The sequence below is a fragment of the Campylobacter sp. FOBRC14 genome, from assembly GCF_000287855.1.
In the GTDB taxonomy this organism is placed as follows: domain Bacteria; phylum Campylobacterota; class Campylobacteria; order Campylobacterales; family Campylobacteraceae; genus Campylobacter_A; species Campylobacter_A curvus.
Map to the genome: position 1 here is coordinate 74729 of NZ_ALJJ01000016.1, position 13543 is coordinate 88271.

The following is a 13543-nucleotide window of genomic DNA, read 5'->3' on the forward strand; positions in this document are numbered from 1 at the left end:
TTTTGGATACTTTAAAGCATTTTTTCGAGATCGTAAGCTGGTATTGGTTTAAAAAAGACGCGATAAAAGCGTGGCTCATGCTCGCTCTAACGCTTGGCTTTAGCCTCGCTATCGTCAAGGTCGCCACCCTCATGAACGCCTGGGACAAGAAATTTTACGACGCCTTGAGCAACTTTCAAAAAGAGCTCATCTTGCCGCTTGTGGGCGAATTTCTCATCTATACCGCATTTATCGTGCTTTTCATAGTGCTTGGCAGCTGGTTTAAAAAGCTGCTCGTGATCTCGTGGCGAGAGAGCCTGAGCGATAAAATGGAAAATCTCTGGCTGCAAAATGCAAATTTTTACCGTCTTGCACAAAACGAAAGCTTTGACAACCCGGATCAGCGTATCGCCGAAGATAGCCTGCTTCTAGCCGATATGAGCGTAAATTTAGTCAAGTCCCTAGTCTACAACCTCTCAAAGCTGGTCGCCTTTACCGCGATCTTGTGGGAGGCGTCAAAGGTCGTAAATTTCACCCTCTTTGGATACGACATAACAATGAGCGGCTTTTTAGCCTATATCGCCGTCATCTACACGCTCGTTTGCTCGCTTATAACGCACCTCATCGGTAAAAATTTAAAAGGCCTCAACTATGAAAAGCAACAAGTCGAAGCCAACTACCGTGCAAATCTACTCATCACTCGTGAAAATGCCGAAGCGGTCGCGTTTTTAAAGGGCAGCAAAGCGGAAAAAGAGCGCTTTAGAGGCGGCTTTTTAGACATCGTGAAAAACTGGCGCGTCATAATGAATACGGAATTTCGCCTCGAGTGCTTCTCTGCCAGCTATCTAAAGATCACGAACCTGATCCCGATATTTGCGTCGCTACCGCTATATTTCGCGCGTACGATGAGCTTTGGCGATATGATGCAGGCACGCTCGGCGTTTTATAGCGTCCAAGACGGCTTGGCGTGGTTTATGGACTATTACAAGCAGATCATGACCTGCGCGGCGAGCGTGGAGAGGATCTATAAATTCACTCACGCCACGCAGCAAAGCCATAAAATTTTAGAATTTGATCACACTCAAAATAGCGTCAAATGTGAAAATTTAGAGGTGAGGACGCCAAATCAAAAAGTGCTCACTAGCGGCCTAAATTTCACGCTCACGCCCGGTAAATGGCTCATGCTAAGTGGCAAAAGCGGAGCCGGCAAAAGCAGCGTGTTTAGGTATCTGGCGGGCATCTGGGAGTTTGGTAGCGGCCTGGTGGCGATGCCGCGCGATGGCGTGATGTTCCTACCGCAAAAGCCGTATCTAGCCAAGATGAGCCTAAAAGCGCTCATTGCCTACCCGCAAGATCCAAGCGATGAGGACGCGAAATTCGAGCGGATTTTGGAGCGCGTAGGGCTAGCGAAATTCAAAAGCGATCTAAACGAGCGTAAAGACTACGCCAAAATTTTAAGCGGCGGCGAAGCTCAGCGCGTGGGCTTTGCGAGGATCTATTTTCACGAGCCTAAAATTTTATTTATGGACGAGGCGACTTCGGCTCTGGACTCGCCTTCTGCGCGCGAGCTTTTGATGAATTTAAAGGCCGATTTTAACGAGCTTGGCGTGCTAGCGATACTGCATCAAGAAGAGCTCAAAGATATATTTGACGAGACGATCAAGATCAAATAATGACTAAATTCAGCACGAACTATCGCCTCGTAAAATTGACTTCGCTTGAAAAAGCCTTTTACTCCTTGCAAATGAGCGGACTTATCGTCCGTAACCCGCACAAGTAAAATTTAAAAATATTCCAGACATCGATAGGCATAATTTAAATAATTTTTCCCGGTCGTAAGGGGGTTTGTGTAAATGACCGAAGCGATCAATCAGAAATTTACCTAGAAAGTTGCAACGAGTGATAAATTTAAAAAGAGTAAATTTAAATATTCAAGACAAAATAGGCGTAGCTTGGATTTTGATTTTGTCCCCACGAAGGAGCGTATGCTTTATACGTGACTGACGTGGGGAGCGAAATCAAAATTTAAAATCCGTCATTTGTGGGGAATTTTGGAGCAAATTTCAAAACTATTCCAGACAGATTGTATATAGTTTATTTAAAATTTTACTCCTTGCAAATGAGCGGACTTGTTGTCCGTGATTGCAGCAAGGAGATAAAATTTTAATTAAAATCTACCCGAGCTGGGGAATTCTGCGGTTGAAAACCCCGACATATAGGGCAAAGACAAAGCCTACCGCCACTGCCCACGGAGCCGTAGCAGTGATACCTGCTCCGCTGCTTGCTAGTAAAAAGTTATGCGCGATCGCAGCACCGGCCATCATGCCGATGATGAAGATCACGGAGCTTAGATTTCCCGCACCCATTTGCACCAGATGCTTACCCGGGCAGCCCTCGCTCAGGCTAAAGCAAAGCCCCGCAAGCACCATGCCAAGGAAATTCCAAACAAAGTCATTGTGCGCGATAGGCTGGCCTTCAAAGCCGAATTTATACTGCCCGAGTACCAAATTTGCGATGCTGGCAAAAAGTATGATACTGACGATGCCGCTAAACATCGAAAAATCCCTCTTAAAAAGCCTACCGAATGCGCCCACGCTGCAAAATTTGCTCTTATGCATGAGTGCGCCTACGACTATACCCGCCACGAGCGAGATACCGACTGCTGCGTGTTGCGCTCCGGGGCCTTTTGCGGAGGTAAATAGCGCGCCGCTTTCACCGACTTTTAGTCCGAACACAAGCGCCAAAAGTAGCAAAATGCCAATTACTGCTGGCAAGATACCGACCGCAAAATTCGCCCTTTCGCCATCGCTTAGCTCATAGCCGCGCTTTTTGAGAAAAACGCCGATCGCCACGCCCGCAAATAGCCCCAAAAAGCCCGCTATCGCCGTCATATCGCCACCGCCTAGGCGCAAAAACGCTCTCCAAGGGCAGCCAAGAAAAACCAGGCAGCCTATCATCGCAAAAACACCTAGAAAAAAGCGCGTAAAAGGCGATGATCCCGTGCTTGGCGCAAACTCTTTCGTCCAAAAAAGGCTCGCTAAAAAGCCGCCTAAAATGAGCCCGATTATCTCGGGGCGCACATATTGCACGACACCAGCTCTATGAAAGCCCAGCGCGCCCGTGATGTCGCGTAAAAAGCAAGCCGCGCAAACGCCCATATTGCCAGGGTTTCCGGCAAACACGAGCAACGCACCGAGCACCCCGAGCGCACCGCCCGAGATCACATACCATTTTGTAGAATTCATGAAATTTTCCTAAAAATGAAGTAAAATCAACCTGATTTCTTAAACGATATTTTAATACGCCAAAAATAAAAAAGTAATAAATCAAGCGTTATTTTGGCAGACTAGTGACGCAAATCATAGCACAAGCCTCAAATTTAGACCGCATCTAAATCATCAATAGTGTTTAATGCAAAAATGTTAAAATAGCCAAAAATTTAGGAGCGAAAATGAAGCAAAATTTCCCGAGCTACGAAGAGACGCTACAAACGCTAAAAAGCACTATCACGCCGTGGGAGCGCGTAGAAAAGGTAGCTATCACCGACGCACTTGATCGCCACATCGCATTTGACGTCATCGCAGCGGACAACTACCCTGCGCGTGCGACTTCGGCGATGGACGGATACGCCTTTGCGTGGAGCGAAGGTTTGAGCGAGCTCACGCCGCTAGCCGACCTACCGGCAGGCAGCGACAAGGGTATCGTCGTGAGGCGGGGCGAGTGCGTAAAGACCTTCACTGGCTCGCTGATGAGCGAGGGCACGGACACGCTCGTCCCGGTCGAAAACGTGGAAATTGCGGGTGGCAAAATCATCATCAAAACTCCCGTCAAAAAGGGCTTTGCCGTGCGCGAGATCGGGGAAAGCTACAAAAAAGGTGAAATCTTGATAAAACGCGGCACTCGCCTAAACTACGGTGAGATCGCACTTTTAGCCGAGCTCGGGCTGTTTCACATCAGCGTTTTTGTGCGCCCAAAGGTCGCGATATTAGCCACGGGAAGCGAGATAAAAGACCTTGGCGAGCCGCTGCTAAATGCCGCGCAGATCCACAGCTCAAACCACATCGGGATCGCCGCCATGGTGCGTAAAATGGGCGCTGAGCCGATGCTATGCGAGATCGTGCGCGACGAGGCGGACGCGGTCAAAACGGCGATGCTAAACGCCCTAAAAACCGCCGACATCCTCGTCACCACGGGCGGGGTGAGCATGGGAGATTATGACTTTGTAAAGGGTGCGCTGGGTGAAAATTTCACGCTCATCATCACGGGCGTGGCGATCAAACCGGGGCGACACATCAAAGTCGCAAAAGCCGGTGAGCGATACGTCTTCGCGCTGCCTGGCTTTCCCTACACGGCGATGGTGACGTGCGCGCTTTACGTGCGGGTGCTACTAGAGGCGTGGCTGGGGCAAGAGCAACACAGGCTCACGGCGATCATGGACGAGGATTACAAAAAACGCTCGCCGTTTTTGGAATTTACGGCGGTAAATTTAACGAGCCGCGAGGGCAAAAATTTCGTAAATTTAAACGGCAAGAGGCTTGGCAGCTCGGCGATCGTAAATAATCTGCTAAATGACGCCGCACTTTTAGTCATCCCGCAGGAGAAGGACTTCCTCGCCAAAGGCGAAGTGGTCGAAGTGCTGAAAATGGTTTGAATTTTACTCAAATTTGTAAAAATCGCAGTAAAATAACGCCGAAATTTCACTACAAGGAACAAAAATGCTCGTCATCGGCGAAAACGCCCTTTATAAATTCGACATCGATTCAAAAGAAATAATGGAAAAATACCTCTGCGAGCTTGGCGAGGAGCTGGAGGTCGATATCAGCGACTACACCTTTGCTGCAAACTACATCTGGCTCTCAAACGTCAGCGGATTTTACGCGATCGTGAGCGAGTGCTTTTGCCTGTTTGCGATGAGCGGTAGCGAGCTAAGCATGCTGCTTCCGCCTATCGGCAGACTCAAAAACCTAAAAACCGCGATAGAAAAGTGCTTTGAGATAATGAATCAAAACAACAGCTCGCAGCATTTCTCGCACATCGACTACGTCGCGGAGTGTATTTTGGAGAAATTTGCCATCTCGATCGACGAGAGTGCCAATATCTTTGACGTTTTCGAGGATTATTTGTTTGAAAAGCGGCTGGCAGACTACATTTATAAGGCCGAAAACCTGATCGAGCTAAAAGGCAACTCCTATCACACCAAGCGCACCGAGATCAATAAATTTAAAAACACATACCCAAATTTCAGCGTCCAAACGCTCATGCCCGAAAAGCACAAGGGCGAGATCATCGAGCTTTCAAACAAATGGGCTAAGGAGCGCATGAAATACATGCCAAAAGAGCAAGCCGACGCCTTTATGGAGGGCATCTATCAAGAGCATGCCGCGATAAAACGCATGCTAGATCACTACGACAAGCTGGAGCTAATCGGCATCGTGCTTTACATCGACGGCGTGATGCAGGGCTTTACGGTCGGTGAGCGTATCAACGAGGGCGTAGCGAGCGTCATCCTGGAAAAGACGAATTTTGAGATCTTAGGATGCGCGCAGTTTATTTTCAGGGAATTTAGCAAAATTTTAAAGAGCGAATACAGCTGCGAATTTATAAACGTGGGCGATGATATGGGCTTTGAAAACCTAAAAAAGGTCAAGATGAGCTACCGCCCCGAGCGGCTTGATATCAAATACACGATCTTTCAAAAGTGAAATTTAGATGATAGAACGGGCGAATTTAGATGATGCCAGCGAGCTTAGCCGCCTTGAAAACGAGGTCTTTGATAAATTCAACAGCCCGCTTTCAAAGCGCAGCTTTGCTTATCATATCCGTAAAAATTTGCTCCTCATTTTTAGACAAAATGGCGAAATTTTGGGCTACGTCCTAGTCTTTATCTACCTTAAGACCCCGCGTATCTACTCGCTAGCCGTCAGTCCAAAAGCCCGCGGCAAAGGCATCGGCAAAGCCCTTTTAGCGGCCATTACGGCTAAATTTGACACGCTTAGGCTGGAAGTGCGCACCGACAATCAAAAAGCGATAAATTTATACGAAAGCTTTGGCTTTAAAAAAGGCAAAATTTTACCGCACTACTACGACGATGGCTGCGACGGGATAGAGATGAAATTTAGCAAAATCACCTCGAAATCAGCTCTCAAGGAAACAAAACGAACGAAATTTTAGCGACCATATTGACCGTCGTAACGGCGCATTTTCTAGCTCTCATCAGCCCCGGACCTAATTTTTTGTTCATGGTTAGAAGCTCACTTCGTAACAAAAAAATCGGTCGCTATCGCCACCGCACTTGGTATCGCCGTAGCAAACGCCCTATACATCGCACTTTGTATCATCGGCGTGGGCTCAGTGATCGCTCGCTCGCTTGTGCTGATGAGTGTGCTAAAACTACTTGGCGGAGCGTTTTTGCTAAGCGTCGCATATCACGCGCTAAAAGCAAGGCGGAGCGACTACACGTTTATAACGGACCTTGAGACTGGCAGCAAAGCACAAAACTCGTTCGCGAAAGAATTTGCACTAGGGCTTTTCTCGGGTCTGTCAAATCCCAAAAGTATCATCTTTTATCTTAGCCTATTTTCGGTCATCCTAACGCCAAATGTGAGCCCTGCTCTTAGCATCGTGCTTGGAGTGTGGATGAGCCTGCTCGTATCTTTGTGGAATGCGGCGATAGTTTTGGTACTTTCCGGTAGGCGCGTGCGAGCGGCCTTTGGCAAGGCGGCGTTTTACATAGACAAGCTTGTCGGCGTGCTACTGGGACTGATTGGACTAAAACTGCTTCAAAGCGCGCTGCAAAGGGATCCATAAGAGGCTTTGTTACGGCTTTTATAGGGCTAAATTTTGACCTGCTCTGTTTTAATGTCTCAGACGAGCCCCTCGCAAGATGAACAACGATACTCAAAGGGCATTTTAATGAAAGCGAAGCGACCGAGTCCTGCGGGCTTCCTTAATTTTTCATTTCTTTGCACTACTTAAACGCTGTTTGTGCTTTACCTACAAGCAGAGCGTTGCGAACGCGTAGCATGAAGCGTCTTGAAAAGCAGAAGCGAAGCAAGTGTCAATAATTTATTGTAACAGAGCCTAAATTTATATCCCTTGCCGCAGTGAGCGCACTTGCAAAGGCAAAATGCAGATTGTATCCGCCAAGCATTCCGGTCGCATCCAGCGCCTCGCCGACAAAGTAAAGCCCGCGCACATTTTTGCACTCTAAATTCGCACTAAGTCCGCTCGTATCGACTCCACCGCGACTGACCTCAGCCCGCTCAAAGCCAAACGTCCCAGCTGGAGCGAAGCCGTAGTCAAAAAGCCGCAAAACCTCGCCCTTTTGCGCCTCGCTAAGCTCGTCAAACGCACCGTCACGCACGTCGATCGCCTGCAAAAACCCAAGCGTGAAACGCCGCGGCAATGGCAAGAGCGTCGAGATTTGCTTCTTCGTGCCACGCAGGTTTCGCGGGTCAAATTTGGGCGCGAAATTCACGCTTATCACGCCATTTTGCCAAAAAAGCGAGGCATTTAGCATCGCTGGCCCGCTGATACCCTTGTGCGTGAAAAGCACGTCGCCATCGAGCTCACGCTCCGCCACACGCACCCGCACACCAAAGCAAACACCGCTTAAATTTTTAAACCAAAATTCGCTTCTTTGCACGGTAAATCCCACGAGCGCGGGGACAAACGGGCTAAATTTGAGCCCAAAATTTGAGGCGATTTTAAGCGCGATATCGCTTGCTCCAAACGATTTGTAGCTCGCGCCTCCACTTGCGACGACGACGTTTTTAGCGTGAAATTTCTCACCGCTAGCGGTCAAAATTTTAAAAATTTCGCTTAAATTTCGGCTTTGAGATACCGCCACCACTTGCATGCCATAAAAAATTTCCGCCCCGCTTTGTCTAGCGCGCTTTAAAAGCACGCCCAAAACGTCACGCGAGCCGCTATCGCAGAAAAACTGGCTTTGCTTTTGCTCGCTAAATTTCAGCTCGTTAAAAAATTTCAGCACGTCGTTAAATTTGAGATTTTTTAGGATATTTGAGATAAAGTCGTGATCGCCTACGTAGTTTTTCGCGCTGATGTGACGGTTTGTGATATTGCAGCGTCCGCCGCCGCTTGCGACGATCTTTTTGCCAGCGGTGGCGTTTTTCTCGAGGATCGCGATGCTTTTACCACGTAAATTCGCAGCCGCAAAGAGCCCGGCCGCTCCGCCTCCGATGATCAAAACATCGTATATCACGCTTTTAAGATATCTCTTATGTGTGCTTCGTCTATTATGGTGTTGTCAAATTTCACGACTTGGTTTTTACCGGATTTGTAGCACTCTACGATACCCCTGACACCGTCAAGAAGCCTAAGATCAGGCGCATTTGAGGCGTCAAAATAGATATTTTTAAACGCACGCGGATCTTTTAGCCTAAAAAGTAGCACGAACCACACCGCACAAAGCACGATACAAATCACCGCCAGCACCTTGAAATCATGCTCGTGAAGTATGTGTCCGCCGATCACTCCGCCCATGAAACTGCCAAAATATCCAAACGAATTAAACACGCCAAGAGCCGCGCCTTTTTGATTTGATTTGGCAAATTTCGTTGCGCAAGACTGCATTATCGGCTCGTGCAGGTTAAAACCTATGAAAAATATCACGACGCCAACGATAAAAATACCGGCAGTGCCGCTGACCGCAAAAACGCCGTAAGAAAGGATAAAAAGCGCCACTCCAACGATCAAAATGCCCTTACTAAGGCCCTTGCCATCGCCTAAAAAGCCGCCAAGTCCCATTGCCACAAAGCCAAAGCTCGTACTTACGGCATAGACCCTCCACAGATGCGCCTGTTCGTAGCCAAGCTCCTTGACAAGCACGATAGGGATCGCCAAAAATGCGACGCTAGTGAGCATCTTTTGCATCATGCTGGTGATATTCATAAGCATCAGATCTTTTTGAAAGATAAGCTTTTTAAGCGGGACTTTCTCATCGTGATGGACGAATATAGGCTCGCTTGGCACGACTATATAAAGCAGCAAGATGCAAAATACGCTAAGAGCAGCGCTTATATAAAACAGGCTATCAAGGCCGAATCTCTCGCTTAAGATCGGGCTTAGCACCATAGAAAGCGCGAAACTAAGCCCTATGAAAGCGCCCATGATCGCCATCGCTCGCGACCTGATCTCCTCCTTGGTATAGTCGCTTATCATCGCCGTAGCCACCGCACCTATGGCACCCACGCCCTGAAGCAGCCGCCCGGCTATCATCGTGTAGATATCCTGTGCTCCTGCACAAACAAATGAGCCGACGATAAAGATACAAAGGCCTACTGTCAGGGTCTTTTTGCGTCCGATCTTATCAGAAAGCGTACCAAAAGGCACCTGAAAGATCATCTGCATGATCGCATACGCACCGATCAAAAGCCCGATCAAAAACTCATTTGCGCCCTTTAAATTCAGCGCATAAAGGCTAAGTACCGGCAGAACGATAAAGATACCAAAAAATCTGCTGCCAACTATAAATGATAACGGCAAAACGCTTTTTAACATGAATTTCCTTTTGCTAAGAGTGCAAATTTTATCATCAAAACGCTAATATAAATTTAAAACACTTATGTTTTTAAACGGGTTTAAGGTAGAATCATGCAAAATTTTAGATGAATTTTGCGTAAGATGGCTGGGAATTTATTCCAGACAGATTGTGTGTAGTTTGGATAAAATTTATGCGCTGGCAAGGGAGCGTATGGGCTATACGTGACCGCCGCGAGCGTATAAATTTTATTCAAAATCCAGCCGATATGGGGAATTTCAAAAATGAAAATAGTTTTGGCAACGAGCAATCAAGGCAAAGTTCGGGAGATCAAAGACTTCCTACGAGGCTATGACATCCACGCTCTAAGCGAGATCTGCGAGCCGTTTGAGATCGTCGAGGACGGCACGACGTTTCAGCAAAATGCACTCATCAAGGCGCGCACGGTTTATAGCAAAATTTGCGAGCTGAATTTGCAGGACGAGTTTATCGCGCTTAGCGATGACAGCGGCATTTGCGTCGATGCGCTTGGCGGCGAGCCAGGGATATTTTCGGCGCGTTTTAGCGGTGCGGGTGCGAATGATGCCAGCAACCGAGCAAAGCTTATAGCGCGACTAAAAGAGCTGAATTTAAGCAGCTCAAAGGCCCACTACACCGCCTGTATCGCGGTCGCGTCAAAATTTGGCGAGTTTAGCACGCATGGCTTCATGCACGGCACGGCGATAGCGGCCGAGCGCGGAGAAAACGGCTTTGGCTACGATGCGCTTTTTATCCCGGAAGGCTTTGATAAGACGCTTGGCGAGCTTGACGACGAGACAAAGCTCAAAATCTCTCACCGCTCAAAGGGGCTGAATTTAGCGAAATTTATACTTAAAAATTTGCGGCAAAAATTTGAATCAGCCGACCTGGCGGCCACAAGCAGAGCCAAATTTAAATTTTGAGCGCGCAAAAGCCTTCGAGGCGCGAGATATCAAGTCACTAATCGAAAAGTTAGCATAAAAATGACTACTGGAATTTGGAGATAAAATGAGCGAAATTTTACTGCGCGGCTTTTTGCTGGGAGCTAGTCTCATCATCGCTATCGGCGCGCAAAACATATTCGTCTTAAAGCAATCTTTAAGCAAAAATCATATCTTTGCCATCTGCTTAACGTGCGCACTGTGCGACACGGTGCTACTTAGCATGGGCGTGTATGGTGTGGGTGAAACGCTTGGGCGCAGTAAAATTTTTAGCATCATCATCGCTGTTTTGGGCGCTATATTTTTGTTTGCTTACGGCGCACTCGCGTTAAGATCGGCATTCAAGGCACAGAGTGAAGTAAATTTAAACGCACAAAAAACAAGAGCCACGCTAAAAACGACACTAGCCAAAACCCTTGCCATTACACTACTAAATCCGCACGTTTATATCGATACCGTCGTCATCGTGGGCGGTATCGCCGCGACTATCCCAGCATCGCAAAAGGCGTTTTTCCTTTTGGGTGCAGTAGTAGCGTCTTTTGCGTGGTTTTTTGCGCTTGGATACGGCGCGAAGGCAGCATCCGTACTTTTTAAAAGCCCCAAAACATGGTGCATTTTAGATCTGGTGACAGCGGCAATAATGTTTTACATTGGCGCACTGCTCGTGAAATTTGTGATAGAAAATTTATAAATTCCTGTCTTTAAACAGATCGCGTAGGCTAAATAACTAACGATTTTAAAAATTCACTGCACATTTTCATCGCAAAGCATGAAAAGTATCCTGCCCTGCTTTCTCGTATCGCTTTCAAAAAGCTTTTCTTTGCTTGATTTCACGTTTTCAAAGTCCTTTTTGCCAGTTTCACTCGTTAAATTTGGCGTCAAAAAAGCCGCGGATTTTATATCAACGCCGTCCTTTACAGCTAGCGTCGCACTTATATCGGTCGTAAAATACTCTTTTTTATCGTCACTAACGTAGTAGTTTGTCACACTTTTCGCACTCACTTTTTCGTTTGCCAAAAACGCTGCACAGACGGATTTGTCGCTATTTGAGGTATAGGCGATAGACTCGATGATACCTAGACCGATGTCGTAAAATTTAAAGCTCCTTGCCGCACGAAACTCCGCCATATCGTCTTTGTTTGTCGGCACGACGTTTTTATGCGTATCTAAATTTATGACGATGCTACTTTTATCGGGCGCGAGCGAATACATATGTCCCAAAAATTTCACGCTATCTTTTTTCTTTAAAAATGCCTTACCGACGAGCCCTCCTTGTGAAGACTGCCCCTGCGAATACGCCGTATATAGCGCGGCAAAGCCTATCTGCTCTTTTGAGCCGTTGTTTTCGACGTAGCTTATCCACTCGGCCGGCTTACTAGGATCACGCCCCGCCAGATCGTCCATGATCCAGCCGCAACTACTGAAAATCACCGCTAAAATGGCGCAAAGGACGTAAATTTTGAAATTCATAAGGACTCCTCAAATTTTGACCATGATTATACCTTACAAAAATTAAGTTTTAGGGCAAATTTGCTATAATCTCGTAAAAATTCAAGGAGATAGTTTATGGATTCTTACGATGTAGAAAGAGATATTGTTGAATGCGATGAGGAAGTTGATTCAGAAAACGGATCTTACGATATATCATACAAACTAACTAGTTATGGCATGGATCTTCCTGCAGATGTATTATTCTATAGATACCAAGGAAAGCAAATGTATTTGCCAGATTTCCAAAGAAATTATGTATGGAACAAAAAACAAGCATCTAAATTTATAGAGTCATTATTACTGGGACTTCCAATACCTGGTATTTTTTTGTATAAAGAAAAGAATGAAAAAATGCTTATACTTGATGGTTATCAAAGAATAGAATCTCTTGCTAGATATAGAAATAATTTATTTGAGAACAATAACTTCAAACTTAGTGGCGTAAATGAAATTTTTAACAACAGAAACTATCAAGAACTTTCAGATAGAGAACAAAATAAAATAAATAACTCTATAATACACGCAACAATAATTCAAGCAGATGACCCAGAGGATAAAAACTATCACGCCGTATATGAAGTTTTTGAAAGATTGAATACTGGTGGAATCAAACTTAGTCCTCAAGAGGTCAGAAACTGTGTGGCAGACGGGGACTTTAGAAAAAGAATCTCAGAATTAGCAAATAATAAGGATGTTAAAAATTTTCTATCAATCAGCAATAAACGAAAGAAAGATGAAGAAGTTGTACTTAGGTTAATAGCTTTATGCCTTAGGCCATACAGTGGAAACATGAAGCAATTTCTAAATAGTTTTATGTTTGATAACAAAGATCTAATAGATAAGAATGTCAAACAAGTATTAGAAAATTTTATAAGCATAGTGCAATTTATGGATAAAATTCAAGCCAATAAATACTTCAAGGTAAATGATAAATTAAGCTTAGCGATATTAGATTCGATATGGGTTAGTGTATATAAAAACTACGATAATCTAAAAAATATATCAGTAAAAATAATAAAACAAAAATTAGATGAACTAATGAAAGATTCGAAATATGAAAATGCAATAAAAACCGGAACAACACACAATAAGACCAGTGTTGACGACAGATTGAAAAAAGCAGTAGAGTTTTTACAAAATGTTTGATGATTTTAATAAATTTAATCAAGCAATATATGAGTTAAACGGGCAGATAGATACTTTAATAAAAGAATTTAGCGTTGACAAATATGAGATAGTAGGGCACTTAACAAAATATTTAATCTTATTAATATCTGGATACTTTGAAAAATATTTTTATTTCATTATCGAAACCTCTTTGGTAAGCAAACAAACATCTGAGGAATTTAAAAAATATATTTTAGATGATTTAAAAAATATAACAAGCTTAAAACCTAGCAAACTAAAAACCATTTTAGATAAATTCGATGAAACATGGAAAAATCAACTAGATCAAAACCAAATAAGTGCATTAGGCAATATTATCCGTACAAGAAACGATATTGCTCATTGTAATAATACAAATATCTCAAAAGAGGATTATATTAACCATTTTGAACAAGCAAAACAATTATTAAATTTTATAGAAAAAGAACTTTTTGGGAAAATTTAA

Annotated in this window: 13 protein-coding genes; 9 read left to right on the top strand and 4 right to left on the bottom strand. The window is 45.0% G+C overall.

Annotation, left to right across the window (positions count from 1 at the left end):
• Positions 1-2: 2 nt before the first annotated feature.
• Positions 3-1652 carry an ABC transporter ATP-binding protein/permease gene (locus HMPREF1139_RS07695; RefSeq protein ID WP_009650945.1) on the top strand — a complete coding sequence of 550 codons (1650 nt, stop codon included), beginning with the start codon at positions 3-5 and terminating at the stop codon, positions 1650-1652.
• 501 nt (positions 1653-2153) lie between these two features.
• Here the strand turns inward: HMPREF1139_RS07695 and yedE are convergent.
• Positions 2154-3224, bottom strand: coding sequence for a YedE family putative selenium transporter (yedE, locus tag HMPREF1139_RS07700; RefSeq protein ID WP_009650823.1), 1071 nt, complete (start codon positions 3222-3224; stop codon positions 2154-2156).
• A 206-nt stretch (positions 3225-3430) separates the two neighbouring features.
• On the opposite strand from yedE, the gene HMPREF1139_RS07705 reads away from it, so the two are divergent.
• The 4 genes from HMPREF1139_RS07705 (at position 3431) to HMPREF1139_RS07720 (ending at position 6786) form a co-directional block, all read left to right on the top strand.
• The gene (locus HMPREF1139_RS07705; RefSeq protein ID WP_009650800.1) at positions 3431-4630 is read left to right on the top strand and encodes a molybdopterin molybdotransferase MoeA; all 1200 of its coding nucleotides are present in this window, start codon (positions 3431-3433) and stop codon (positions 4628-4630) included.
• Positions 4631-4694: 64 nt separating this feature from the next.
• Positions 4695-5681, top strand: a complete 987-nt coding sequence (locus tag HMPREF1139_RS07710) for a DUF2156 domain-containing protein (RefSeq protein WP_009650847.1) — start codon at positions 4695-4697, stop codon at positions 5679-5681.
• A gap of 7 nt (positions 5682-5688) precedes the next feature.
• Entirely contained in the window at positions 5689-6150 is a 462-nt protein-coding gene (locus HMPREF1139_RS07715) for a GNAT family N-acetyltransferase (protein WP_009650942.1), read from the top strand.
• 108 nt (positions 6151-6258) lie between these two features.
• Complete coding sequence (locus HMPREF1139_RS07720; protein WP_269479234.1) at positions 6259-6786, top strand: LysE family transporter; 528 nt, start codon at positions 6259-6261, stop codon at positions 6784-6786.
• A 250-nt stretch (positions 6787-7036) separates the two neighbouring features.
• Here the strand turns inward: HMPREF1139_RS07720 and HMPREF1139_RS07725 are convergent, their stop codons facing one another.
• Both HMPREF1139_RS07725 and HMPREF1139_RS07730 read right to left on the bottom strand, forming a co-directional pair.
• Complete coding sequence (locus tag HMPREF1139_RS07725; protein WP_009650835.1) at positions 7037-8203, bottom strand: aminoacetone oxidase family FAD-binding enzyme; 1167 nt, start codon at positions 8201-8203, stop codon at positions 7037-7039.
• A complete protein-coding gene (locus tag HMPREF1139_RS07730) occupies positions 8200-9501 on the bottom strand; it encodes an MFS transporter (protein WP_009650934.1) in 1302 nt (433 codons plus the stop codon). The genes HMPREF1139_RS07725 and HMPREF1139_RS07730 overlap by 4 nt, the downstream gene beginning before the upstream one ends.
• A gap of 264 nt (positions 9502-9765) precedes the next feature.
• On the opposite strand from HMPREF1139_RS07730, the gene HMPREF1139_RS07735 reads away from it, so the two are divergent.
• Both HMPREF1139_RS07735 and HMPREF1139_RS07740 read left to right on the top strand, forming a co-directional pair.
• Positions 9766-10422 (top strand): non-canonical purine NTP pyrophosphatase, encoded by a 657-nt coding sequence (locus HMPREF1139_RS07735; protein ID WP_009650807.1) that lies wholly within the window; start codon positions 9766-9768, stop codon positions 10420-10422.
• A gap of 85 nt (positions 10423-10507) precedes the next feature.
• Positions 10508-11131 carry a LysE/ArgO family amino acid transporter gene (locus HMPREF1139_RS07740; RefSeq protein ID WP_009650784.1) on the top strand — a complete coding sequence of 208 codons (624 nt, stop codon included), beginning with the start codon at positions 10508-10510 and terminating at the stop codon, positions 11129-11131.
• A 53-nt stretch (positions 11132-11184) separates the two neighbouring features.
• Here the strand turns inward: HMPREF1139_RS07740 and HMPREF1139_RS07745 are convergent, their stop codons facing one another.
• On the bottom strand, positions 11185-11910 hold the full coding sequence (locus HMPREF1139_RS07745) for a hypothetical protein (protein WP_009650883.1): 726 nt from the start codon (positions 11908-11910) through the stop codon (positions 11185-11187).
• A gap of 96 nt (positions 11911-12006) precedes the next feature.
• Between HMPREF1139_RS07745 and HMPREF1139_RS07750 the strand changes: the two genes are divergently transcribed.
• Both HMPREF1139_RS07750 and HMPREF1139_RS07755 read left to right on the top strand, forming a co-directional pair.
• Entirely contained in the window at positions 12007-13077 is a 1071-nt protein-coding gene (locus tag HMPREF1139_RS07750; RefSeq protein WP_009650795.1) for a DUF262 domain-containing protein, read from the top strand.
• Complete coding sequence (locus tag HMPREF1139_RS07755; protein WP_009650909.1) at positions 13070-13543, top strand: HEPN domain-containing protein; 474 nt, start codon at positions 13070-13072, stop codon at positions 13541-13543. Before HMPREF1139_RS07750 ends, HMPREF1139_RS07755 begins: the two co-directional genes overlap by 8 nt.